The 24,694-nt window shown below is 57.9% G+C and carries 25 protein-coding genes and 1 pseudogene; 21 read left to right on the top strand and 5 right to left on the bottom strand.

The features are described 5' to 3' along the window. Nucleotides 1-7: 7 nt before the first annotated feature. The 3 genes from MTBSS4_RS06770 to MTBSS4_RS06760 are packed head-to-tail and all read right to left on the bottom strand — an operon-like array spanning nucleotide 8 to nucleotide 2,810. Nucleotides 8-1,039, bottom strand: coding sequence for a CBASS cGAMP-activated phospholipase (locus MTBSS4_RS06770; RefSeq protein WP_173982643.1), 1,032 nt, complete (start codon nucleotides 1,037-1,039; stop codon nucleotides 8-10). Continuing rightward, nucleotides 1,036-1,512: a hypothetical protein gene (locus MTBSS4_RS06765; RefSeq protein ID WP_173982642.1), complete on the bottom strand. Its 477-nt coding sequence runs from the start codon at nucleotides 1,510-1,512 to the stop codon at nucleotides 1,036-1,038. The genes MTBSS4_RS06770 and MTBSS4_RS06765 overlap by 4 nt, the downstream gene beginning before the upstream one ends. Next, on the bottom strand, nucleotides 1,497-2,810 hold the full coding sequence (locus tag MTBSS4_RS06760) for a nucleotidyltransferase (RefSeq protein ID WP_173982641.1): 1,314 nt from the start codon (nucleotides 2,808-2,810) through the stop codon (nucleotides 1,497-1,499). The genes MTBSS4_RS06765 and MTBSS4_RS06760 overlap by 16 nt, the downstream gene beginning before the upstream one ends. Before the next feature lie 118 nt (nucleotides 2,811-2,928). Here MTBSS4_RS06760 and MTBSS4_RS06755 point away from each other — a divergent pair, with 118 nt between their 5' ends. From MTBSS4_RS06755 to MTBSS4_RS06720, 8 genes are all read left to right on the top strand, one after another. After that, the gene (locus MTBSS4_RS06755) at nucleotides 2,929-3,807 is read left to right on the top strand and encodes a WYL domain-containing protein (RefSeq protein WP_173982640.1); all 879 of its coding nucleotides are present in this window, start codon (nucleotides 2,929-2,931) and stop codon (nucleotides 3,805-3,807) included. Nucleotides 3,808-3,855: 48 nt separating this feature from the next. Further along, complete coding sequence (locus MTBSS4_RS06750) at nucleotides 3,856-5,397, top strand: class I SAM-dependent DNA methyltransferase (RefSeq protein WP_173982639.1); 1,542 nt, start codon at nucleotides 3,856-3,858, stop codon at nucleotides 5,395-5,397. Beyond that, a complete protein-coding gene (locus MTBSS4_RS06745; protein ID WP_173982638.1) occupies nucleotides 5,394-6,593 on the top strand; it encodes a restriction endonuclease subunit S in 1,200 nt (399 codons plus the stop codon). The genes MTBSS4_RS06750 and MTBSS4_RS06745 overlap by 4 nt, the downstream gene beginning before the upstream one ends. A 3-nt stretch (nucleotides 6,594-6,596) precedes the next feature. Further along, entirely contained in the window at nucleotides 6,597-7,427 is an 831-nt protein-coding gene (locus MTBSS4_RS06740; RefSeq protein WP_173982637.1) for a hypothetical protein, read from the top strand. A 12-nt stretch (nucleotides 7,428-7,439) separates the two neighbouring features. Continuing rightward, nucleotides 7,440-10,814 carry a DEAD/DEAH box helicase family protein gene (locus tag MTBSS4_RS06735; RefSeq protein ID WP_173982636.1) on the top strand — a complete coding sequence of 1,125 codons (3,375 nt, stop codon included), beginning with the start codon at nucleotides 7,440-7,442 and terminating at the stop codon, nucleotides 10,812-10,814. A gap of 170 nt (nucleotides 10,815-10,984) precedes the next feature. Beyond that, a complete protein-coding gene (locus MTBSS4_RS06730; protein WP_173982635.1) occupies nucleotides 10,985-11,644 on the top strand; it encodes an ERF family protein in 660 nt (219 codons plus the stop codon). Nucleotides 11,645-11,719: 75 nt separating this feature from the next. Beyond that, nucleotides 11,720-12,937 carry a hypothetical protein gene (locus MTBSS4_RS06725; RefSeq protein ID WP_173982634.1) on the top strand — a complete coding sequence of 406 codons (1,218 nt, stop codon included), beginning with the start codon at nucleotides 11,720-11,722 and terminating at the stop codon, nucleotides 12,935-12,937. A gap of 212 nt (nucleotides 12,938-13,149) precedes the next feature. Next, entirely contained in the window at nucleotides 13,150-14,187 is a 1,038-nt protein-coding gene (locus tag MTBSS4_RS06720) for a hypothetical protein (RefSeq protein WP_173982633.1), read from the top strand. A gap of 66 nt (nucleotides 14,188-14,253) precedes the next feature. Here the strand turns inward: MTBSS4_RS06720 and MTBSS4_RS06715 are convergent, their stop codons facing one another. Continuing rightward, a complete protein-coding gene (locus tag MTBSS4_RS06715; protein WP_173982632.1) occupies nucleotides 14,254-14,580 on the bottom strand; it encodes a HigA family addiction module antitoxin in 327 nt (108 codons plus the stop codon). Nucleotides 14,581-14,593: 13 nt separating this feature from the next. Beyond that, the gene (locus tag MTBSS4_RS06710; protein WP_254432422.1) at nucleotides 14,594-14,926 is read right to left on the bottom strand and encodes a type II toxin-antitoxin system RelE/ParE family toxin; all 333 of its coding nucleotides are present in this window, start codon (nucleotides 14,924-14,926) and stop codon (nucleotides 14,594-14,596) included. Nucleotides 14,927-15,029: 103 nt separating this feature from the next. Here MTBSS4_RS06710 and MTBSS4_RS06705 point away from each other — a divergent pair, with 103 nt between their 5' ends. The 13 genes and pseudogenes from MTBSS4_RS06705 to MTBSS4_RS22095 all read left to right on the top strand — a co-directional run. Further along, nucleotides 15,030-16,010: an AAA family ATPase gene (locus MTBSS4_RS06705; protein ID WP_173982631.1), complete on the top strand. Its 981-nt coding sequence runs from the start codon at nucleotides 15,030-15,032 to the stop codon at nucleotides 16,008-16,010. After that, nucleotides 15,973-16,266 (top strand): annotated as a pseudogene (locus MTBSS4_RS22760) (DUF3150 domain-containing protein); the annotation flags it as partial. The gene MTBSS4_RS06705 and the pseudogene MTBSS4_RS22760, both read left to right, overlap by 38 nt. A 13-nt stretch (nucleotides 16,267-16,279) precedes the next feature. Further along, on the top strand, nucleotides 16,280-16,801 hold the full coding sequence (locus tag MTBSS4_RS06700) for a DUF3150 domain-containing protein (protein ID WP_217425514.1): 522 nt from the start codon (nucleotides 16,280-16,282) through the stop codon (nucleotides 16,799-16,801). Between the two features lie 11 nt (nucleotides 16,802-16,812). Next, complete coding sequence (locus MTBSS4_RS06695; protein ID WP_173982630.1) at nucleotides 16,813-18,306, top strand: VWA domain-containing protein; 1,494 nt, start codon at nucleotides 16,813-16,815, stop codon at nucleotides 18,304-18,306. Further along, entirely contained in the window at nucleotides 18,303-18,659 is a 357-nt protein-coding gene (locus MTBSS4_RS06690; protein WP_173982629.1) for a hypothetical protein, read from the top strand. Before MTBSS4_RS06695 ends, MTBSS4_RS06690 begins: the two co-directional genes overlap by 4 nt. 252 nt (nucleotides 18,660-18,911) lie before the next feature. Then, nucleotides 18,912-19,508, top strand: a complete 597-nt coding sequence (locus MTBSS4_RS06685) for an inovirus-type Gp2 protein (protein WP_173982628.1) — start codon at nucleotides 18,912-18,914, stop codon at nucleotides 19,506-19,508. A 98-nt stretch (nucleotides 19,509-19,606) separates the two neighbouring features. Beyond that, entirely contained in the window at nucleotides 19,607-20,182 is a 576-nt protein-coding gene (locus MTBSS4_RS06680) for a hypothetical protein (RefSeq protein ID WP_173982627.1), read from the top strand. Between the two features lie 410 nt (nucleotides 20,183-20,592). After that, complete coding sequence (locus tag MTBSS4_RS06675; RefSeq protein WP_173982626.1) at nucleotides 20,593-20,937, top strand: hypothetical protein; 345 nt, start codon at nucleotides 20,593-20,595, stop codon at nucleotides 20,935-20,937. 10 nt (nucleotides 20,938-20,947) lie between these two features. Continuing rightward, complete coding sequence (locus MTBSS4_RS06670; protein ID WP_173982625.1) at nucleotides 20,948-21,304, top strand: hypothetical protein; 357 nt, start codon at nucleotides 20,948-20,950, stop codon at nucleotides 21,302-21,304. A gap of 193 nt (nucleotides 21,305-21,497) precedes the next feature. After that, nucleotides 21,498-21,686 carry a hypothetical protein gene (locus MTBSS4_RS06665; RefSeq protein ID WP_173982624.1) on the top strand — a complete coding sequence of 63 codons (189 nt, stop codon included), beginning with the start codon at nucleotides 21,498-21,500 and terminating at the stop codon, nucleotides 21,684-21,686. Nucleotides 21,687-22,061: 375 nt separating this feature from the next. Continuing rightward, a complete protein-coding gene (locus MTBSS4_RS06660; RefSeq protein WP_173982623.1) occupies nucleotides 22,062-23,036 on the top strand; it encodes a YafY family protein in 975 nt (324 codons plus the stop codon). Continuing rightward, nucleotides 23,020-24,375, top strand: coding sequence for a hypothetical protein (locus MTBSS4_RS06655; protein WP_173982622.1), 1,356 nt, complete (start codon nucleotides 23,020-23,022; stop codon nucleotides 24,373-24,375). The genes MTBSS4_RS06660 and MTBSS4_RS06655 overlap by 17 nt, the downstream gene beginning before the upstream one ends. 129 nt (nucleotides 24,376-24,504) lie before the next feature. Next, nucleotides 24,505-24,694, top strand: a 190-nt coding sequence (locus tag MTBSS4_RS22095; protein ID WP_217425513.1) for a hypothetical protein, incomplete at its 3' end; no start/stop codon positions are given.

Genomic DNA, 24,694 nt, shown 5'->3' with positions numbered 1-24,694 from the left:
GGAAAAGCTATTTCATCAAGGGACATGGTGCGTAATTCCGCGCCTCAGACGACAAGAACACCCGCTCAATCTCCCGGCCGGCACCTTCCACCAACGAGCGGGCCATGTTTGGTAGTTCGTCCTTCGCACGCCGATGGTCATCAAGGGCAATGGAGTTGACCGTTTCCGGTGCATCGAGGCGCATGACGTTGTCCTTACCCAGCAGCAGGTAGGCTTGACCAAGAGCATTCAGCGATTGGGCTCGCATGGCAGCGCGAATGATGTCCCGCCATTGAAAGAGGCCTCCCCCTGCTCGTCGAGGGGTGACCTGGAATTGGGTTTCGCCGCACCCCAGGCTCAAGACTTGGACTTGCCGGCGTTCGATATCAAAGCAAGTGAGAGCATCGACGATGGCGTTCATCACTGGATTATTCGCCCACAGACCACCATCGACCATGAGATAGCCGTCGTTCTTGAGTGCGCGAAAGAATGTCGGCGCCGCCGCTGTCGCCAATCCAACTTTCACCATCTTCTCGTGCTGATCGTTCTTGTAATCCGGGTGATGGGGAGTCTTGTAAATCCATGGCTCTCCGTGCCGCCCTTCGAAAGACGGGATGCACAGACGAGAAGCAGATTCACCCAACACCCGAGCCTGGAATATCCGGGCCAGCTCAGCTTCAAGCACGTCCGCATCGTAGCCGTAGCGCACAAGGCGGCGGATCGAGCGAAGCGGCCGGGTCAGCCATGTGCCCCTGGGGAAGATGAGACCGCCGCGTTCGATATAGACGTTCCTGATTTCTGCCGCTGCCATCCCGATGCCAAGCGCAAGGGCGATGATCCCGCCGGTGGACGTGCCCGCAATCATATCAAAGTGCCCAGCAATCGGATTCCCGCCGAGGTACCTGCGTTCCAATTCAGCCAAAACGGATGCCGGCAGAATGCCGCAAATCCCACCACCATCGATCGACAGAATGCGGAATGGTCGGTCCTTCGGCCAGGGAAGGGGCTGGCGCTGCTTCTGGATCGTGCCGTCGGAACGGCGAGGTGTGATATAGGTCATGAAGCCTTCTCCGTCGGATTCTCGGCGTGTCGCCCACCACCCTGCCAGCGTCCTGTGGCCAGCCAAATTTCGTAACAGGCCAGCCAATCGGCCGCCCAAGGAATGGTGGTCAGGGCAATGGTATCGGAATGGTCCCATTCCCCGGCTGCTGGATCGAAAAGACAGAGCGGCGACAAGCGAATGTCCGGTTCGCTGAAATAGACGTGCGGTAGCGGCGCTTCTTCGGGCGCATCCCATTGGAGCTCAAGACGAGGGGACACCACCCGGACCAGAGGGAAACGTCGAAACATTGGATCGCTCGGCGGATTTCTCGGCAGACCGTACTCGACCCACAGAGTATAGGCCCGCTCGATACCGACCAGATCGCCGATCCAGATGACTTTGTCGGTGGTGCGCTTATGGACCTCGAAGTTCGGCCAGCGCAGGTGCATGACATGCACCTGCGCCCCGATGGATTTTACTTTTTTCGCCATGGCGCACCGAAGAAGGTATGGGCGGCGGCAGGCTTGATCAGCGTGGAGACCGAAGCGGCAGCACCAATCACCACGCGCCCCGAAGGACTAATCAGGCGGGTTCCGTCACGAACGCCACGAGCGAGCTGAGCCGCATACTCGTCAATCACGGCCCCAGCCGGTCCCTCACCGAACATTTCGATCAGAATGTTCCGCTTCTTCGGCAGCGTCAGATCCTCGCTCATCAACAGCGAAAGCTGATGGCTGAATGCCTTGAGATCGTTGATATAGGTATGCTGGGCCACAAGATTTTCCGGCCAGCGGTCGGTGAAGCGTTCATCGAGACAGACGGGATTACGCACATCGACCAACCGGCCTGCGGCGTGGGCCTCCCCCATAACGTGGAGCATATGCTTCACGATGGCGTCCAAGGCTCCGCTGATGCTGTTTCCCGGTGCGGCCACATGCCCGGCGAAGCAAGCCATCATAACCGAGGGCGGCATCCGGCCATCGCGGTGCGCATACCGGAGGTTACGGTTCCGCTTAAGGAGTTGGAGGGCTACGACGACAGACGATTTGCCGCCTTCCTTGGTCGAATGGTCGGGAACTGGTTCAGCTGGCGCTGCCGCCTTCATCAGCATGCGGTCAAAGGCAAGCGATCGGTTTCCGTAGGCTTCGCTGAACAAGAGGTCCACGGGCGCCCGCCGGTTGAACCATTCGATGAAGGCGTAGGTGTTAATCAGAAGGCGCTTATGGGCGCTGATCGGCTCCTCCTTCTTCGCATGGTGGATGAAGCTCTTGCGCGGGTCCGATTGGTCCGCAAGAATCGAGGGCGTGATGTCCAGGTGCATCCCATCCTCGTATTCGACGGTGACACAGCGGGTCTGGCGCTTCACCTTGCCGTGATACAGTGAACCGGGAGGGCCATTGACCGCCGCGAAAAGCAGGTCCAGAACCTCCGCCGGAGGCATCGATACCGACAGAAGCAGTTCGGCGATGATGTCAATGTCATAGCCATCGTCGCGCTTGCGGGCCTTGATCGTCGCGCGGATCGCCATCGACCCCTGGGGGTAGAAAAGCGCGACCCTGTCGGCAAGCGGACTGCCGGGACGTTCGATATGCTTCCGGATCGCGTCGTAGCGTTCGACGGCAAGGCGGTGCAGGCCGGGCGGCAATTCGATCCGAATAGCAGTTTCGGCGAGGAGAATTTCACCGAGCGGGGCTTCCGGGCCAAGTGGAGAAGGAGGACGTAAGGCAGCCATGATCTTGAAGGTCCTTTCATGAAGTTCGTCGATCGGCGACGCACCTGGGATGCGCATCGGTCGGCTGTCGAAAGGATCGTTTCCCGTTGACCCGGTCTGCCGGTGCGTATAGTTTCTATATGAGGCAAGGAACTATACCAGTCAAGAAATTATTCGCACACATGTAGGGGGTAACGTGAATCAAGCCACCAAACTTAGGCATGGAGCGGAGCAACGGCTTGAATTTGTCGAATTCCGGCTGTTCTGGGAGGGACGGGTCAACCGTAGCGACATAACGAGCCGGTTCGGGGTATCCGTTCCCCAGGCATCGAACGATCTCAGCCGCTATCAGGAACTCGCGCCGGGGAATGTCCGCTATGACACTCGCGAGAAGTGCTACCTGCCTTCGGACGCCTTCAGCCCGAAATTTCTCAAATTGAATGCAGGCCGCTACCTCGCCCAATTGCAGGGGCTGGTGGAGAACGCCGTCGATATGGGCGACACATGGATCGCTGAGATGCCGGCCGCCAGTGTTTTGCCGGTTCCAAGCCGCAACGTTGATCCGGTTTTACTAAAAGCTTTTGTCGGCGCAATTCGCCGCCGCCGCTCGCTGAACGTCCATTACCACTCCATGAATCCGAAACGGCCGGATGCCATATGGCGGCGAATAACCCCGCATGCCTTTGGGTTTGATGGGTTGCGATGGCATGTCCGAGGCTTCTGCCATGTCGATAGGGTGTTCAAAGATTTCATTCTGTCCCGATGCCTGGAGGTTGAGGACGAGGGGGAACCTGGCGCGCCCCAAAGTGATGATCATCTTTGGACAGAGAGTTTTGACGTCATCCTCGCACCCAATCCGGATTTGGCGCTGCCCCAGCAGCGGACGATTCAGGTCGATTATGGGATGACCGATGGGAGAATCATTATTCCGGTCCGTCGCGCGATGCTGTACTACTTCAACAAGCGGTTGCGGTTGGACGTCGCGGAGCATCTTGACAGACCGGAGGAGACGCCGGTTGTTGTAGAGAACCACGATGCGTTTCGCCGTGTTCTGGCTGAAGTGTCGGCGCAATAGGATTTATAAGCGCCGTCTGAAGCGCGGCCAGAAGAAAGGTGGGGAATTATGCTCGTGGGCGATATTCGCAATCAAATTGACAGCATCTGGAATGATTTCTGGTCCGGCGGGTTGTCCAACCCGCTCGCGGTCATGGAGCAGATCACCTACCTCCTGTTCATCAAGCGCCTTGATGAACTCCATACCGTCGAGGAGCGCAAAGCGGCGACCCTGAACAAGCCCATGGCGCGGCGCATCTTCCCAGAGGGGGCGGATGAGCGCGGCAGACCATTTGATGACCTCCGCTGGTCGCGGTTCAAGACCTTCGAGCCACGCGAAATGTTCAAGGTGGTTGACGAGCACGTCTTCCCCTTCATCCGCACCGTCGCCGGGGAAACGACTGCCGTTTCACAGCACATGCGTGACGCCCGCCTTGGCATTCCGTCGCCGGCCCTTCTCGCCAAGGTGGTCGAGAAGCTGGATAACGTGCAGATGGAGAATCGGGACACCAAGGGCGATATCTATGAATACATGCTGAGCGTCATCGCCAGCGCTGGTCAGAATGGCCAGTTCCGCACCCCCCGCCACATCATCCAGTTGATGGTCGAGTTGACCGAGCCGAAGCCGAGTGACGTCATTTGCGACCCAGCCTCCGGAACCTGCGGTTTCTTGGTTGCGGCAGGTGAGTATCTCCGAGAGCGTCATCCCGAAGTCATGCGTGATCCCGCGCTACGTAGCCACTTCCATGAGGGTATGTTCCACGGCTTCGATTTTGATCCGACCATGCTGCGGATCGGGTCGATGAACATGATTCTGCACGGCATCGAGAACCCGGCGATTATAGCCCGCGATTCCCTGGCGGAGGACCATGCCGGTGAAGTGGGGCGCTACAGCTTAGTCCTGGCCAATCCGCCATTCGCCGGTTCGCTCGATTACGAGGCTTGCGCCAAGGACCTGCAACAGGTCGTGAAAACCAAGAAGACCGAGCTTCTTTTCCTCGCCCTGTTCCTGCGTCTTTTGAAGGTCGGCGGCCGGGCGGCGGTGATCGTACCCGACGGCGTGCTGTTCGGCTCCTCCACCGCTCATAAGACTCTTCGGCGGATGCTGGTCGAGGATCACAAATTGGAGGCGGTTATCTCGCTACCGGCCGGTGTGTTCCGGCCTTATGCCGGTGTCTCCACCGCCATCCTGGTCTTTACCAAGACCGGCGTTGGCGGCACCGAGCAAGTGTGGTTCTACGATATCGTGGCCGATGGCTGGTCGTTGGACGACAAGCGCCAGCCTCTGTTGCCAGAGGAAAAGAGGGGGGCCGCACCTGCGGAGGAACTGACCGATGAAGAGCACGCCAAGAACAACCTTCCCGACGTGCTGATGCGCTGGGAGGAACGCGATGACGCTGAGCGAGATCGCCCTCGCACGGCGCAGAGCTTCTGCATCCCGAAGGCGGATATAGCGGCTAGCGGCACGTATGACATTTCGCTCAACAGATATAAGAAGATCGCGTACGAGGAGGTAACGCACGAGCCGCCGGCCAAGATCATCGCCGAGTTGAAATCGTTCGAGGCTGATATTGCCAAGGAGCTAAAGGCACTTGAGGAGGCGATGCAGTGAGACTTGAGCGAATTTCCGACATTGCAGAGCAGCTGCGCGGCGTTTCCTACGCCAAATCAGATATTTCTATGTCACCGGGAGAGGGTTTTTTGCCCCTATTGCGGGCAAATAATGTCACAGACGATGGCGTAGAGTTTGATGGACTGATTTACGTGAATAAAAAATGTGTGTCCCAACGTCAGAAATTAATTATTGGAGATATAGTTATAGCTGCATCAAGCGGTAGCTTGTCCGTTGTCGGGAAAGCTGCGCAGCTTGCAGCAAACTTTAATGGAACTTTTGGGGCCTTCTGCAAAGTTATTCGTCCAGGCCCTGGCGTTAATGCCAGATATCTTGGCCATTACTTCAGAACGCCAGCATATCGTAAGAAGATGTCGTCGTTAGCCGCTGGAGCGAATATAAACAATCTGAGGAACGAACACATCGATGACCTCGAAATCCCGGTCCCGGATATTAACGAACAGTGCCGTCTTGCGGAAATTCTTGATCGCGCTGACGATTTGAGGCGAAAGCGGCGCGAGACATTAGTAATGCTGGATAGCCTCGCTCAGGCTGTCTTCTTTGATTTATTCGGAGACCCCGTATTAAACCCAAGAAATTGGGATGAGGACTTGTGTCTCGGCGATGTAGCCGAACTCGTATCTGGCATTACAAAAGGGCGTAAGCTGAATGGAAGTGTGACCAGAGAGGTTCCCTACCTTGCTGTGGCAAATGTCCAAGACAAATCTCTCAACCTAAAGGCCATCAAGACAATCGAGGCAACGGATGATGAAATTCGTCGATATCGATTGATGAAGGATGACCTCCTTCTGACTGAGGGCGGCGATCCTGATAAACTTGGGCGTGGCACGCTTTGGAACGATGCGATTGAAGAGTGTATCCATCAGAATCATATTTTCAGGGTTCGGCTCAATTCAAGCCGAGTTCATCCTATATTCTTAAATTGGCTCGTTGGAAGCCAAAGAGGAAAGGCATATTTCCTTCGATCTGCCAAGCAAACGACTGGCATAGCATCCATCAACATGACCCAATTGCGAGGTTTTCCACTTCTCGTGCCGCCATATCCGTTGCAGAAGAAATTTGCAGATTCTATCTCCGCGATTGAGAAGGTAAAAGCTTGCCATTCGGCGCACTCGGCGGCAGTTAATGCACTTTTTGCATCCCTTCAAGATCGCGCCTTTCGGGGGGAGCTGTAGCCAATGCGTGGAGAGTTCCTCCCTGTCTGGTCAGAAACCTGGGGCGACATATGGTCGCCGTTGGCGAAGCATGCCGGCGCACCCAAAGACATGTTTTCGGAACTCTATCGCGAATTTACGCCCGCTTTCATTGTGGCTTCCTCGCCCGAGAGTCTGGCTGAAATCGCTGCGAATCCGGATAAAGGCCGTGCGACCTTTCAGCAGATGAAAGCCGATATCTTCCAGGGGGAACGGGCGGTGGTGGAGTTCCTGGAGCGAGCTCATGGCGTTGTGGACGATCTGGGAGGCGACGCCCTTGCCAACCGCTACTTCCTCCTCGTCGAGGCATTCCTATCGAAGTTCAGCCTGCGCTACGATCTTCGCCGGCCCTTTGCCCTCAATCCCACCCTGTCAGGCGTGTTTGCCGGTTTGATTCGCGAACTTAAAGCCGTGACGCTACGTGATCCTCATTTTCATTCCCTGATGGTGGATTTCGAGGAGTCGTTGCGTGATCTCAGCACGGATTCTTCGTCGCGGCGAATCAGGATCTGCATCCAGAAGCAGGTCAACCTGCTGGAAGCCCTCGGCCAGAACAGCCCTGGCGTTGCCGCGAATACCCTTGGTGCGATTTGTGACCAAGTCGGTTCATGGCCGCACGACAAGATCAAGGAAGCGGTGAAGGCTCTTTATAAATTCACGTGCAGCTATCCCGGTATTCGACATGGCGGAACCCCTGCAACCGCTCTGCGGGACATAGAAATCAAGGATATGGTCGCGATGACGGTGGTACTCGCAGGGTTCACTCCATATCTGGCGCATCAACTTGATTCGGATATCGCCTATCGGGGGCAATAGGGGGCTATCGGCATGTCGCAGTTTGCTTTTCTCAAACCTGAATTTGCCGAGGTCTACGAACACGCAGGCCGTGCTGAGAGTCTGGCCCTCGCCGATCCTCGCGCGGCCTGCTTCTATGCCCGCTTCGCCCTTGAGGTCATCGTCAACTGGCTCTATCGCCATGACAGCAGCCTGAGAAACCCTTACGAGACAACCCTGTCTGCCCGCATCCACGAGCCGACCTTTCGTCGGCTGGTCGGCGATAAGCTGGTCGCCAAAGCCCGCATCATCAAAGACCTTGGCAACGTCGCTGTCCACGAGGCGCGGCCGGTGGCACTAGTCAGTGCGGCAACGGCCCTTCGCGAACTTTTCCATGTCTCGTACTGGCTGGTGCGCACCTATGCGCGGGGGGCCAAGCCCGATCCGACACTGTCATTCTCCCCAGACGCCTTGCCGCGCAATGCCGCCATCTCGGCAACCTCGCTAAAGCAACTTCAGGAAGCCGCCCGTCAACTGACCGAAGCGGTTAAGGCCAAGGACGAGGCCGAGGCCAAACGGCTGGCCAGCGAGACCGAACGCCAGAAGCTGGAAGCCGAGATCGCCGCTCTGAGGGCCGAAGTAACCAAGGCTAAGGCTGCCAATGCCAAGGTCTCGGACCTACACGATTATGACGAGGCCACCACCCGCGATACCTTCATCGACCTTCTGCTGTTTGAGGCGGGTTGGCAGTTGGACCAAGAGAGGGATCGCGAATTCCCGGTGGTCGGGATGCCCAACGAGAGTGGTGACGGCTTCGTCGATTATGTGCTGTGGGGTGATGACGGCAGGCCGTTGGCGGTTGTCGAGGCCAAACGCACCAAGCGTGATCCCCGTGTAGGCCAGCAGCAGGCCAAGCTTTATGCCGACTGCCTTGAAGCCCGCTTCGGGCAGCGTCCGGTGATCTTCTACACCAATGGCTATGACCACTGGATTTGGGATGACCAGCGCTATCCCCCGCGCCAAATCCAGGGCTTTTTGACCAAGGATGAACTCGAACTCGCTATTCGGCGCCGTGCCACACTGAAGCCGCTTGCGGCGGCAGACATCGATCGGACCATCGTTGAGCGGTTCTATCAGACCCGTGCCATCCGCCGTGTTGGAGAAGCGTTCGAAAAGGACAACCTGCGACGGTCTCTGCTGGTGATGGCGACCGGGGCAGGGAAGACTCGCACCGTCATCGCCCTCGCCGATCTTCTGATGCGGGCCAACTGGGCTCGCCGCATCCTGTTTCTGGCGGATCGGGTGGCCTTGGTGAACCAGGCGGTGGGAGCTTTCAAGCGGTTCCTGCCCTCGGCTTCGCCGGTCAATCTTGTGACCGAGAAGACTACTCAGGGTCGGGTGTATGTCTCGACCTATCCGACCATGATGAAGTTAATCGACGAGGCTGCGGACGGTAAACGCCGGTTCGGGCCAGGCCATTTCGACCTCATCGTCATCGACGAGGCGCACCGCTCGGTTTACCGAAAATACGGTGCCATCTTCGACTATTTCGACAGCCTGCTGGTCGGATTGACGGCCACGCCGAAGGGGGAGGTCGATCACGACACCTATGGTCTGTTCGGCCTTCAGCGGGGCGTACCTACCGATGCCTATGGCCTCGACGAAGCGGTAAAGGATGGCTTCCTAGTCCCTCCGAAGGCGGTGTCGGTGCCGTTGAAATTCCCCCGAGAGGGCATCAAGTACGACGATCTTCCCGACGAGGAAAAGGAGGCCTGGGACGCTATCGAATGGGACGAGGATGGAAATGTCCCTGCACGTGTCGAGCCGGCGGCGGTTAACAAGTGGCTGTTCAACATCGATACCGCGGACAAAGCGCTTGAACATCTGATGACTTTTGGGCTCAAGGTGGCGGATGGCGACCGTCTCGGAAAGACGATCATCTTTGCCAAAAGCCATGATCACGCCCAGTTCATCGTCGAGCGGTTTGACGCGAACTATCCGCACCTCAAAGGCGAGTTCGCTCGTGTCATCGACTTCAAGACCGAATATGCCCAGTCCCTGATCGACGACTTCTCGAATCCCGAAAAATCCCCCCATATCGCCGTATCTGTGGACATGCTTGATACCGGCATCGATGTCCCCGAGGTGGTGAACCTCGTCTTCTTTAAGATCGTCCGCTCCAAAACCAAGTTCTGGCAGATGATCGGGCGTGGAACGCGCCTCCGTCCGGACCTGTTCGGCCCAGGCCGGCATAAGGAGTCGTTCTCGATTTTCGATTTCTGCCAGAATTTCGAGTTCTTCAACCAGAACCCCGATTTAGCTGATGGGTCGACCGGCTCTTCACTGGCCAAGCTGTTGTTTACGGCGCGGGTCGAGTTGATCGGTGAATTCGATGCATCTGCCGATTCAGCCGTCGAACTACGAAGCGCCATCGTTAAGCGGTTGCGTGACGAAGTGGACGGCATGAGCCTGGAAAACTTTCTTGTTCGGCCAAAACGGCGGCTAATCGAAAAATTTGCCGAAGATGGAGCATGGACGAAGCTCGATCTCGCGGCCCGATCCGAGCTGATCGACGAGATTGCCGGGCTGCCCACTAGCCTGACCGATGACGACATCCCGGCGAAGCAGTTCGACCTTCTGGTGCTCAAGACAGAGTTGGCCGTGATGCGCTCTGACAAGGGCTATGACGGGCTGCGCAAAAAGATCGCCGACATCGCCAGCCTGCTGGAGGAGATGGCCAATGTGCCTATGGTTGCCGCCGAACTGGCGCTCATTCATGACCTCCAGACCGATGAGTTCTGGCAGGACGTCACCCTGCCGATGCTCGAAAACGTGCGCACCCGTTTGCGTGGGCTTATCAAGCTGATCGAGTTGAAAAAGCGCCCGATCGTCTACACTGACTTTGAGGACGAGATCGGGCAGGCGGCGGAGATTGCCGTCAATGGCGTCAGTGTCGGAACCGACATGGATCGATTCCGACTAAAGGCACGGCACTTCCTGAAGTCGAATGAGAATCACATCGCTGTGCTAAGGCTGCGGCGAAACGAGCCGCTTACCAAGACGGACCTGGCGGAATTGGAGCGGGTCTTCGTCGAAGCTGGGATCGCTGCCGCCGATGATGTTGATCGCCTGAAGGAGCAAGGCGGTCTTGGCGTATTTGTCCGATCCATTGTCGGGCTGGACCGCGAGGCTGCCAAACGGGCTTTCGACCAATTCTCAGCGGCGCACATGCTTACAGCCAATCAACTCGAATTCCTAAATATGGTCATCGACCATCTGACCGAGCGGGGAATTGTAGAACCGGAGCTTCTGTACGAAAGCCCCTTCACCGATCTCGACCCGTTGGGCGTTGCTGGTGTGTTCAGCGAGGGCGAGGTGATTGAGCTCATCGGGATACTGAACGGGGTGCGGGACCGGGCTGCGGCTTGATAGGTTGGGTCCTCTGCTGCCCCCGACTGCCAGCGCACTGCCGATCATCCCATTTCAGGCATATATCATCTCATTGATATAGCCGGCCAAGACTTCCTTTTCACGCCGGCCATGCCCAATCCCCGCCCTCCCTCACAACCGAGGTGGGGCGTTTGTTGTTGGAGGAGATAATGCTGACCTCGGAGATTTTGTCGTCGCCGGAAATCGCCGAACTGGCGAAAGCGATGGTGAGGGTGCAGCAGGCCCTGACGCCTGCCTGCAAAGATGCTGAAAACCCCTTCGTCAAGAACCGCTATGCCTCGCTGAATTCGGTGATCGAGGCATGCCGGGATGCCCTGATCGCCCAGTCGATCTGGGTCGCACAGTATCCGGTGGCGGCTGAAGCCGGCCACCTGGGGCTGGTCACCAAGCTGGTCCATGGTGACTCCGGCCAGTGGCAATCATCGCTGATGGTGATGCCGCTGCCGAAGATCGATCCCCAGGGCTATGGCTCGGCACTCACTTACGCTCGCCGATATGGTCTCGCCACCCTGGTGGGAATGGTCAGTGAAGCGGACGACGATGCCGAGGCGGCGACGCCGCAGCGGGGCAAATCGTCCAGGGCGGCGGAACGACGCAATTCACCACCGCCCACTCCGCCAACTCAATCCACCGATGTCCTGGCGGGATTGCCCAAGATCGACGGCATCAACTACCAGACGGTGACCGCCGGCAACGGAAAACTCTGCATCACCGCCTCGGGCAATGTCCGCGATAAGCGGCCTTTCCTCCAGGAAGCCGGCTTCCGCTGGGACGGTAATCGCAAACTGTGGTGGCGCTACGCCGCCTGAACCCTTCCCCACAATCCGAACCGACCCAGAGCCCCGGTCTCACGACCGGGGCTCTGTCGTTTATGGAGTCCAATCATGAATGCTCATCCCCGTGCCCTGGGCCTGCTCGCGCAAGTGACGCGCGGGCTGCTGCGCCACGGCGAACAACGAACCGTTCAACACCTGGGCGACCGCTCCACCTATGTCGGGCTCTCCGATGTTGGACGGGCGATCACCTGCCTGCGGGCCGCCGTCGCCTCCAAATTGGGGCGGAGGATTTCACCCGATGGTGACGACATTACCCGCTGGCTGCGCCAAGGGGCTGAACGGCAGATCGCTGATGCTCTCGGCCGCCAATTGATTCTCCAGCGTGGCCACTGGCTGGAAGGTGGCGTTGAATCCGCTCTCAGGGCCAACGGCGTCAACCTGATCTCTCAACTGGAAATCGGCACCATTGAGAATGGGGTTCCCATCCGGGCTCATCTGGATTTCGTCCTGGTCGGCGGTGGCAATCGTCCGGCGATCCGGGTGTTGGAACTGAAGAGTACCGAACACCACCCCCAAACCCTGTATTCGGGATACGAGACCCAGCTTTACGGCCAGATCGGCTTGCTTGCCGCTCATTGGAACCGACCAGCGTTCAGCCTGAAGAATCAACACGGAATCTCGATCCTGGACCAGATGACTTTCCCCCAAATCTGCCACCATCTGTTCGGCATCGCCCTGCCGGACAAGGTGGAAATCGTCGATATCGAAGGGTGGGTGCTGTGCCTGTCCATGTCCGAGGCTCGACCGTTTGGACCTTACACGCCAGATGCTACCATGCTGGGCCTGTGTTGTCGGACCGCCGAGACCCTGTGGAATACGGTGCAGGCGGTGAAGGCGGGGACGACCAGCCTGGATGATGTCCCGATCTGTGCCGGCTTCCATCCCCTGTGCGACTGGTGCGATCACGCCGATGGATGCCCGAAATTCACCGCTGATCCGGTCGATGATCCGGTGCTTGACCTGGCCCTGGCCGAGTTTGCCAGGCTGAAATCCGACAAGGCTGCCCTGGAAGAAGAAATCGAGGTTCGGGAGAGCCGGATTCGGCAGTTTTGCGGTCGTGCGAGTAACGGGTCAGGCTGGCTGGCAACCCGGCATTTCCGCTTCAAAACTTCCCGTATTTCCGGGCGGAAAAACATCGATCCGGCGTCTTTGCGTGCCGAGCTTACCAATCGTCTCGGTGAGGGGAACGCCGACACGCTGCTGGCCCGCGCCACCACGACAGGGAATGATTACGAGCGGCTGTTCGTCAGTCCCATCAAATCCTAATGGTGAATTCCTAAGAATGCTCCCGGCCTCAGCTTCCCGCTGAGGCTGGAAGAGGGCCACGGGGCGGTCGCATTTCGGCCTTCTAAATCAACTTGTATCGGATATTCTCGGGCATACACGTGCGATGATTGCCGGATCGGCCGTGCGTTGGAAACGCCGAGAAAAGAACCTGGCGTCTTGCAGATATCACCGAACCGAAGGAGTTCGTTCGGATGGCTGAGACCCAAAAAATCCACGCCTTCTTTTCGTGGCAAAGCGATTCGCCTGGAAAAACCAATCAGAACGCCATTCGAGACGCGCTCAATGTGGCAGCGAAGAAGATTTCCGCTGAACGTGCTGACATTGAGGTTGTCCCCGACGAAGCCACCAGAGAGGCTTCTGGGAGCCCCAACATCGTCTCTAAGCTCTTGGAGAAAATCCAGGAGGCAGAAATCTTTATTGCAGACATCACCACCATTACCCTGCCAGGGGCTGAGCGACCTTGCCCAAACCCAAATGTTACCTATGAACTTGGCTACGCTGTGGCCGAGCTGGGCTGGGACCGGATAATTCTTCTGTTTAACGAAGCACTTGGAGTGTTTCCAGCAGACCTCCCATTTGACTTCGCCCAGCATCGGGTAAGTCGCTATCGATTTGCACAATCTGACGACCCGAAGGCCGTTCGAGGGCGCCTTGAAAAGTTGCTCAATGCTGCGCTCAATGCCATCCTCGATAAGAATCCAAAACGGCCGGCCGAAGTGCGCGGACTATCACGTGAAAAACTTGAGCACGATCACGACGTCGAAAACATGAACTGGCTGATGTCGGCGATCCATCCGCCAACCCTGGATCAGCACATACTGGATCTACCTCACAGCATCTCCGACCGCGCATTGTGGTTCTGGGAAAATTTCAAGGGCGTTTTCACCAACAGCCTCTTTAACATCTACGACCCAGTCCTCAAGGGTGCAGTTGAGCGATTATTCCTGGGCTGGCGGACAGCGATATCCCACGGCGAGCTCTATCACGACACCCCTGCGGGCCTCCATGTATTCACCAATCCTGGGGATATGCCTCTCACCGGCAAGCACCAGCAGGCATGGAACGAGATCAACAGCGCTCGGACGGAGATGCGCAGGGCATTTGACCAAATTTTGGAGCGTCTCCGGGAGGGGTACATTGAAGTAAACATACACAAAGCAAATGCCAAGGCGTGGGATGAGTATGTCGAGTTCAAAAAAAAGTTTCGGGAAATTTTTGACGACAACTAAAAAACTACATATATCAGAAATTCTATTCATGTCAAGAATGGTCTTAAACCGCGCGTGACGCACCTACTAATGCGCCGCCACCTGAATACCTGTTGGCGATGCCCGGCGGTGGATGGTGCGTTTGATCTCGTCGCCGATCTGCTCGGCGGCAAGGTCCAGCTCATAGCGCTTTTGCAGGTTCATCCAGAAGGCCGCCTCAACTCCCAGCCATTGTTCCAGGCGAAGAGCGGTGTCGGCGGTCATGGCCCTGCGACCGGCAATGAGCTGATAGAGGCGATTGGAGGGAACATGGAGTTCGCGCGCCAGCTCCGCCGCCGTCATCTGAAGCTCGGCCAATTCATCGGCCAGAATAGTGCCGGGGTGAATGGGGTAAATGGGCCGCTGTTCGGTCATGGTGTCGCCTCGGTCAATGATAGTCGGTGATCTCGATGTTGAATGGCCTGTCGTGCGTGTCGGGCCACTCGAAACAGACCCGCCATTGCAGATTGATCCTGATGCTGAACTGCCCCTTCCGATCACCCTCCAGCGCCTCGAAGTGGTTGCTCGGCAACAGCATCAGGCCATTCCTTGAAACTGCTTCCAACAGGATCACCAGGCGTTTCTTGGCCTGTTGCTCGAACGCCTGAAATTCCTTTACCCGCTCACCGGCGGCGAACCGGGCCGTCCGCTTGTCCCGACAAAGCGGCGACACGGCGGATTTTCCGGCCGGCGGCTTTGGTTGCTGGTCGTCGTCCATCATGCCGCCAGCTTGGGGCTAACGACGCACGACGTCAATCGTCTATTTGCCCCAAAAGCCTCTATCCCCACTCACCCCATCACCTTCATCATAAGGAGTACATCCCATGACGGACTCTGATTCCGATCTCGGGCGCTTGCAGGTCATCGACCTGGACGCCGGGGAAGTGTTCAGCGGCCAAGCCTCCGGCCGCCTGATCAAGGGCTTCGCCGCCCCCTGCATTCATACCCCCGCCATCGATCCCGACTACCTGTTCCATGACGCCATGCGCGAACTGGTGGTGTGGATCATGACTCCCTCCGATCCGTTGTACGTTTTCGGTCCTACGGGCGCGGGCAAAAGCAGCCTGATCCGTCAGGTGGCGGCCAAGCTCAATTACCCGGTGTTCGATATCACCGGCCATGGCCGGTTGGAGTTCAACGATCTCGCCGGCCATCTCACCGTCGAGAACGGGTCCATGCGGTTCCAGTATGGACCGCTGGCCTTGGCGATGAAGTTCGGCGGGCTGTTTCTGTTGAACGAGCTCGATCTGCTCGACCCGGCCACCGCCGCCGGGTTGAACGGGGTGTTGGACGGGGCGCCCCTGTGTCTGCCGGAAAATGGCGGCGAGGTGATTCCACCCCATCCCATGTTCCGCTTCGTCGCCACCGCCAACACCAACGGTGCCTCCGATGAATCGGGCCTCTATCAGGGCACTCTGCGGCAGAACCTCGCCTTCATGGATCGGTTCTGGCTCTGCGAGGTCGGCTATCCCGAACCGGACGCCGAAGCCAAACTGCTGGAGCGTCTGGCGCCTTCATTGCCGGAATCCCTGCGTCAAACCATGGTCGAATACGCCAACCAGGTGCGGCGGCTGTTCATCGGAGAGGGTGACAACCAGCAGCCGGGCGAGACCATCGAGGTCACCTTCTCGACCCGTACCCTGATCCGCTGGGCCAGCCTGACCCAGCGGTTCCAACCCCTGGCCCGTCAGGGCGTGCAGCCGGTGATCCACGCGCTGGACCGCGCCCTTGGCTTTCGTGCCTGCCGCAGCACCCGTGCCCTGCTGCATGAGTTGGGACAGCGGATGTTCACGCCGCCGGCATAGCGCCGGTCTTCCATCCACCACATTCACCCCACAGCGGGAGCCGGCAACGGCTCCCGTTTTTCATTGTCTGAAGGAGAACACCATCATGGCTTCCATCAATCCTCCCACCACCGATATCACCGTGCTGAAACAGCTCACCGCCATCCGGCTTGACGTCAACATCTGGTCGGCTCGCCGGAAGCTGACCCCCGCCGACTTCGTTACCCCCGATCTGCCGCCGGAACACCTCGCCTCGCTTGGGTCAAAGAAGGTGTGCAACCCGGAAGAAGGTGGGCAAGACCGAGGCCGAGCGTCCGTTGCTGGATGCGGTCGCCGGTCTGGGAACCACTCTGTTCGGCGAGGTTGCCAGGGTCGCCGACGAAGCTTGGCACAAAAGTTTTGCCGGCAAAATGGAGGTGTCGTCCAAGGCGCTGTCCCCCTTACGGGGCCTGCGCATCAAGTTGGCGGGGCTCAGTTTCGTTGAGCCGCGCGTCACGCCCGTGGTTGATCTGCTGGACGCCGCCATGACCAGCCTTCCCGACAAGGGACCGATAAACGGGGGCGATCTGGTCATGCTGCAAGGCCTGGTCTGCCTGCTGCGTGATCCGGCAGCCCTGGTCGAGCATGGTCAGAAGATCATCGACGGTCAGACTCCGGACGATACCCTGCGGGGCCTGGTGGCGCTGCCCATGGGCAATCCGTCCACCCCGTTCCCCGAAGAGGAAGACCTGGAAGAGGAGGAATCCCCCTTTGCCGAGGGCGATATTTTGCCTTCGGATGAGCCGAAAATCGACAGTCTTGGTCTCTGGTAGGAGGGCGGAAAATGAACACGCAAGCCATCCTCCATTGCCTGCCCTTGCTGGCTGATGTGCTGGGGCGTGCCTACGGTGTCGCCGTCGAGATCGGCGGCACCGAGGCCTTCACCACCGGCCGGGTCATCCGGCTGCCGAGCCTACCGGCAACCGGCGACACCACCTTCCTGGGGTTGGTTCGGGGCTATATCGACCACGAGGCGGCCCATGTCCGGCACACCGACTTCGACGCGATGGCCAAGGAGACCATCACCCCGCTTGAGCGGCATATCTGGAACGTCTTTGAGGACTGGAGGGTCGAAGCCAAACTGGGAGCGATCTTTCCAGGATGCCGGCGGAACTTCGAGTGGCTGATCCGCCATCTGTTCCTCCAGCAACCATCCCAACCGCACCATCCGGTTCACGCCATCACCGACTGGCTGTTGCTGACAGTACGAAGCTGGAGTGTCCCCGACCTGATTCCGCTGTGCCGGGCGGAAGCGGAAATCCTCGACCGTCATTGGCCTGGGCTGATCCATCGGCTGGGAATCACCCTGACCGTCATGCGCGGCCATTGCCCCGACAGCCTTGCCGCGCTGGAATACGCACGGCAAGTGGTGCGGTGTCTGGGGGATATCCCGCCATCCACCGATTCCGCCTTGTCCCTGCGGAGTCTGCTGGACGCGGTGGAGGGCGATCTGCCCGATGATCTGGGCCAGGTTCTCAAGCGGAGCCTGGGGGAGAAAGCCGAAACGGTCGGACGGTGCGCGGTAGCCACCATCGGCGAGAAGCCGCTCTCGCCGTTGAGCCGACAGGACCTCAGCGACATCGCCCGCGTCACCGCCGGATTACGTGCCCGGTTCCATGGGATGCTCCAGGCCACCCGGTTGGTCCGGCGCCGGCCATCCCGCCGGGGAAGAATCGATCCGCGCCGCACCTATGGCATCGCCATCGGCGATCCCCAGGTATTCCTGACCCATCAGCCCAAGCCGGCCATCAACACCGCCGTCCATATCCTGCTGGACACTTCGGCGTCGATGCGGGAGCGGATCGGCTTGGCGTGTCAGTGCTGCGCCGCTCTGGCCCAAGCCCTCGATCAGGTTGGCATCTCGGTCGGCATCACCGCGTTCCCCGGTGATCCGGCTGCCTCGAAAAGCCCAACGGTGGTGCCGATTCTCCAGCATGGCGACCAGCGCCACGGCAATCTGCTGGTCGCAACCGGTGGTCAGACGCCGCTCGCCGAGGCGATGTGGTGGGTCCTGCAACGGCTTGCCCCTCTGAAACAGGACCGCAAGATCGTGCTAATCATTACCGATGGCTCCCCGGACAACCAGTTGGCCACTAGGGAAGCGATCCGTGCCGGTCTTGCCCTGGGTGTCGAGATCTACGGCCTCGGCATCCTGGCGCCACAGATCGGGAGTTTTCTGCCGCACAGCAGCACCAGCATCACCAGCTTGGCGGAACTGCCCTCGGCGCTGTTTGCGCTGCTGGGCCAGGCCTTGACCAGGGGGAGGGCCGCAGCATGATCATCACCGACCAGTGTGGGGACCGGGCGTTCCCGGTGATCTGCCCCAAATGCGGTTCGCTCAACACCGAACTCCAGTCCACCGGCCGCAAGACCGGCATGGTGGTCGGTGGCGTGGTTGGGGCTGTCATCACCGCCGGTGTCAGCGGGGCCAAAGCAGGGGCCGCCACCGGGGCCGTCATCGCTACGGTGGTCGCCCGGCATCCCTCGGCATCGACCATGGGAGCCATCGTCGGTGCTCTCATCGGCTTCGTCTGGGGTGCCCGCCTCGGTCATGCCGTTGGTGCGGTGATCGATGAAAAGGTCCTGGGGCTCTATCGCTGCCATGCATGCGGCGAGGAGTTCAGGGTGTGACGATATCAGCGGCCTGGGTGTTCTTCATCCAGGTCGTTGTCTTTTTAACTTTCGCGAACCCAATACCCCAAGAAGACAGACGATCTCTTTAATGAAGGCCCTGCGAGGACGGAAGAACCAGACATGCGCCTGCTGGGTTATTGGTAATATATTTCTATATACTAGTAATTACCAAACGAGTGATGGCGTAATTAATAACATCACATAATATGTTATGTGGGAGTTAATCAAAAGCATATGGGAGAATTGAAATTGTACTATTCAGATGACAACGATACCAGGATCATCAATCACATGGAGCGCCAACTCCATTACGCAAACGAACACCACAATAAGGTCCTCCTCATACGCTTCGATGTCCATTTCCCCAAGATGGGCTATCTCTATGACGGAGGGAATCGGGAAATATCAAGCCTTATCAAGTCGTTGAAGGCGGCCTATAAGGGCCGACTGCGTGACATCCAGTACGCTTGGGCCAGGGAGCGGATCGATAGCCAGCATCCGCACTGGCACCTCATGCTGTTGATCGACGGCGCCATTATGCAGAACCCCTATGGCCTGCTCAAGAAGGCCGAGGAAATCTGGAATCGCATCCTCGGTGGTGAATATCAGGGTCTCATCGAGTTCTGCGACAACAGGTGCATGGGCCACAAGACCACCGGCAGCGTCATGATGAGGCGGCCTTCGTCCGAGGCGGAGGGGGCTGAACTGATACGGCAGCAGCAGGCCTACCAAGCCGCATGCGGTGATGCCATCTGGCGGGCCTCCTACCTCGCCAAGAGCTTCAGCAAGGACGAGCCGCCGTACCGGAATCGGAGGTTCGGCTGCTCCCAGGTTCCACGTACCTGACCGACTGTCCGTCATCGTATTGATCCCGGATGATCACCAACACACAGAATTCGTCAGCAAACATCTGACACGAAACACCATGCTTAGGAATATTTATCATGTTTAATCCGGTGCCTACTCCAGTCAGCCATTCCTTTCTTCGCTGTTCCGCAGAGAACGATAAGGAAACAACACTGATCATTAGCGTATTCGCTGGCCGGTTATTTCTTAATATTTTCAAGCGTGGCTTGGATAAGCCAGATCGTCTCCACATAGCGAGAATCGGCTGCCTCAGCCTAAAAGATTCACTTCAGAATGCCATCAATGGTCAGCCAGGAGAAAAAAGAGAACATGCATTTTGTCGGCGCGACCATGGGTCGAAGAAGGAGGAGTGGTCTGGTACGCTTGTCATTGGCAAGGACGACAAGCACATGATTTATTTAGGCTTGGTCACTCCGAACGTACAGGCGTCAAAATTCGTCATAACCGTACCGTCTGACATGGAGATGTCAATTTCTGGATCGGACATTGATCGTTCCGTGCTTGGCGCGCGTGCATTGATAGAGCAGCTTAGCTGCGATATCCCAAATGCCATTTTGCTGACGACTCAGAAGAAAGAAAGCCAGACTCCGGGGAATGGCTATGGCCGATCTCCACACCCGTCCAATAGCCCCCGGACTGCACCGGTATTTTAAATAAACACGCGGCCATCTCTCTGGTGTATCCGCTAAGCTTACGAAATATAATAACTATTGCTGTGGATAGGCTGAAATAATCACGGATGAGTGAGGCAACAGTTAGGAGGTGTGCCATGTTCAGAGCCACGGGAGCCCTGGTTGTCACTCTATTTTTCCTCTACGGGCTGGCTAAATTCGTGTCCCTCCACGTAGTACCCAGCAAGGAGGATTTGCCACATTCTTGATATGGAAAAGGCGCTGTTCATCAAGCAAATGGATGGCGCTTCCTTCATTTTTTATTCTTTGCCGTTGGCTCGGTTCCTATTTCCACGAAAGGCATATGCACAATGACCAGACAACCATCTCCGGCCCCACTCGCTGAAGGGGCGGCTCTATCCACCCATGAGCATTGCGCCAATCCATCATCGGTGACCATCACGGTTCGGTCGGCCAAGATCGAGGTCGTCACATCGGATGGTGAGGTGTTGGAGGTTCCCGCCGCCGCCGAGAAGGCGATGGAGAAGTTCTTGCTGGCCGTTGGCCTAGATGCGAGCGCCCTGGTCAATCACCAGCCTGCGTTCTCAGTCGCGGAGGTGCGCAAAAATCACTCCAGCGCATATCTCCCCTGGACACCTGACCAGGAAGCGGACCTTACGAGCCGCTTCCTCGCCAATGAAACCGTCGCCGATATCGCTGTCGCAATGGGGCGCAAACCCGGGGGTATACAGGCAAGATTGACCCGGTTGGGCTTGGAGAAGGGCTCTGCGGCCTGAGGCATTAATCATGTTCTGCCTGCTGGAAGGGGCAACAGGCTCAACTTCCGGCCTGAATGTCGTCCTCGGTGATCAATCCGGCGGCACGGAGTACAGTCACCGGATTGGCACCCATGGCGCGGCAGACTTCGATAAACTCGACGATATCCAGGCGACGTTCACGGCACTCGAATTTCGACACGAAAGACTGCGGCTTACCCAATCGCTGGGCCAAGTCCGTTTGCAGAATCTGCCGTTCCTTGCGAGCGGAGATCAGGGCGGCAAGCGCCTGCTGATACTCTTCCGTGTGCGTCGATTTCATGGGCTGGCCTCGGAGCCAACCTATTTGCCCGTTGCCCATACCCCAACTTGGGATATCATCGTTTGAGAGCGGTGCCGCTCGGCATTTCGCGCGCGGTTGTGCCGAGAAAATCACGTGAGAAAACAGGACGCATTTCAGAAACTGGGGGGACACCCCTTTACCGTCGGGGATACGAGCTTTGGCTGGTCTGGGTGTGCCGTGGCATTTGCCAATCTCTGGCACAACCCACCGGCCAAGGCATGAACGCGGCGGGGGAACCATGCGCGAGCCGAACGTCAAAAGTCATCCACATCGGGAGATCGTTCTTGAGGCGCTGAAGACCGCGCAGAACCTGGGGGAGAACAGCCCGCAGGCCATGGCCCGAGCCACCAGGGCCATCGTGGAGGCGCACCCCGAGGTCATGCTGGGGGACGCCTTCCAGATCGTCTGGACCATCTGGGAAACATGAGCGTTCCGAACTTGGTGAATCGTTATTTCCGAAAAATGGGGGGAACGGCCCTCAGAATCTGGGGGCTCAGTCGCGTACCGTATCCATGAGAACAGCGAACGGAGGGATCAAATGTTCCGCTTTGTGGGGTTTTTGGTGGTTACCGGCTTCGCTCTTTACGGGGCTGCCAATTTCATCGCACGCCATGTCGTGGCGGGTAAGGATGAATAAATTTGAGAGCCACCAAGCGATGATCATCGCTTGGTGGAACCAGAACTAATTTTTTTCGCAATTTTATCAATCTCTATGGATTGTCGGATGCGCTATCGATAGGCATAGTCCTGTTGGTCGTGCCGATGCCGAGACAAGTCGCATGAAAGGTTGCTGGAACCTAAAATGCCACCAAAGCGGTCTGATGCCTTGCCGAGCGAAAAGCTGTTGGTCCTGTACCAGCTTCTGACCCTCGTTGCCGGAAGGCATTTCCAGAGCGACATCGCCGATCTCCTTGGCTGCTCGGCTCAACGGATTCCACCGATGATCCGAATCATCGAGCGCTATCTTGGCAAGGATGCCTTTATCGACAGCGGATTGGACGGCCGTCGCCGTTATTACCAGCTCCGGACCAAGGCGGATAAAGCTGCCCTGGGCTTCTCGTTCGAGGAACTGCGTTACCTCGCCATTTGCCGCGATCTGGCAGCACCGATGTTGCCGGAAGGAGTCGCGGATCGCATCGACCGCAGTCTGACTCAGCTTGCGTTGCATCTGGGGGAGGCCAACGGCCATTCCCTGTCCGGCGCCCCCATCGGGTTCCGCAGCAAGGGCTACATCGATTTTGGGCCGCATCTCGGCACCATCGCCACCTTGCGCCACGCCATCGATAAACGACAGGTTTGCCGGGTGATCTACAAGGCCGGCGGACGCAGCAGCGAGTCCGAATACCGCTATGCGCCCGGCCGTATCCTCGCCATGAGCGGCACTCTCTATGTGCAGGGTTATCGACTGCCGGAGGGATCGCTGCTCAAGGAGCGCCCGACCACCTTTTCGCTGCACCGGATCGCCGAGGTCGCTCCTACCGGGGAATATTTCCGTTTCGATGCAGCCGACGCCGATGCCCGCAGCTTTGGACTGAACTGGCACCCGCCGAAGCGAATCCAGGTCCATGTTGCCCCACAGGCCGCCGATTACGTCCGCGACCGCATCTGGAGCGACGACCAAACCATCAGGGATCATCCGGATGGCAGCCTCACCCTGACCGTTAGTACGACCAGCGAAAAAGAGCTGAAGGCGTGGGTCTGGAGCTTCGGCGAACTGGCCCGGATTGTTGCCCATCAACCCCACTCGAATGAGGACCACCATGTCGGACAATGGTGACATCAGAACCATTTCATTCGATCGGCCGGATGACATCATGGCAGCGATCCGCAACCGCGAAACATTTGAGGTCGGCGGGTGCCACGGCAGGATGTCCGACGCGGTTCTCTTCGTTGAACGGGCCATCGGTGGCGAGGGCATGAGTTCCCGCACTTTCACCAAGGGTCGGGCCGCCGCCTTAATTCCGGCACTCGCTGTTCCGGGAATGGCCCTTGCCGCAGCGGCGGGGATGGCTGCCCAAAACCTGGCAACTCTCAATCCCGATTACGAAATCATGAAGCGACCAGTCGATAAGGCGTTGCGGCTTTCGTATGTGAAAGATGACCCCAGTGTAGCGGAGAGGGCATCTAACACCGCATCCGCTGTTGGGCGGGGCATTACGACAGTAGCGGCAAAAACGGCATCTGTTGCAAAGGACGTTGCATCCACCGTTGGCGAGCATGTTTCTGCTGCGGCGGAAAAAACTGCATCACTTGCATCCGACGCGGCCAGTTCTGCGGCGTCGGCATGGAACGAGCATGCTCCCACCAAGGAGCAGGTTGTGGGGACGTTGGCTCTCGGTCCTCTTGCCCCACTGTTGATTGACAAAGAAGGGGTGGAAGCTGCTGGGGCAAAGGCGATCTCTAAGGCTTCAGGCGCGGTTGGCGTGGTCGGTGAGACGTTCAAGAATGCAAGCCCTTGGGCACTCCTTGGGGGGGCTATTGCCGGTGTCAGCGCAGTGGCGGCGGCCCCATTTACCGGCGGCGGCTCGGCTTTTGGGGGAGCAACTCTGATCGCCTCTCTTACGGGGGCGACCGGAACTGCCGTTGCTGCCGGCGGCATTGGAGTTGCGGCCGGGGCGGCCATATCCCGCGCATCCAAGGATCAAGCTATTGAAGACAGCTATCGACAGGGCAAGGAAGGTGGATTAGCCGAGGCCGCCGCGAGAATCCAGGTGCTCCAGGAGCGGTTGGCCCTGGCTTCCGAGCGTTACCGAGAACAGAGCAAGCTCAACGAGTTCGTCGTGTGCTTGATCGCCGTTGGTGCCGGAATGGCTGCCAGTGACGGCACTTTTCATGATGATGATATGTCCAATCTTCAGGAATTTGTGTTGGGGATGTCGGCTTTTGCCCTTCCTCCGGCCATCGAGACTGCCATTCAGCAATTGTTGGCAAAACCGCCGACATTCGATGAGGCCATGCTGTACGCGAGCAGGCTTGGACCAGATATTTGGCCGGTCATTGATGAAATTCTGATCAACGTCAGTGAAACCCGAGGGGCTGCCAGCGAACAGGGACAGGCGTTTTTGACCAAATGGGCCGGCTACAAGGATGCCCATCAGCAGGTGGAGTTGGTCTGATGAAGCCCCGAATGATCACGTCTGGTGCGACGATCATCCCGATGGCGTTATCACCACCAGCGAGAAAATCTGCGTTCCGGGAACTTGGATGATCGTCAAATATCTTGCCGTATCGCACGTGAGGGGAAAATGGAAAGCATTAAGGCAGTTGATCAGAGCACAGTTGAGAGAATTAAGGACGGAGACCTCTATGCGTTATTGTCCATATGTGACAATGATGACGTTGATCCTGTTGTTGCCACAATATTGAGTGCCTCAACCAACGGCCTTGAGAAAAAGGAAAAATTCAAGCTCCATCGCCCTAATCTCACCATCCATC

The organism is Magnetospirillum sp. SS-4, assembly GCF_902729425.1.
Classification (GTDB): Bacteria; Pseudomonadota; Alphaproteobacteria; order Rhodospirillales; family Magnetospirillaceae; genus Phaeospirillum.
This window is presented reverse-complemented; position numbering and strand designations above follow the sequence as displayed.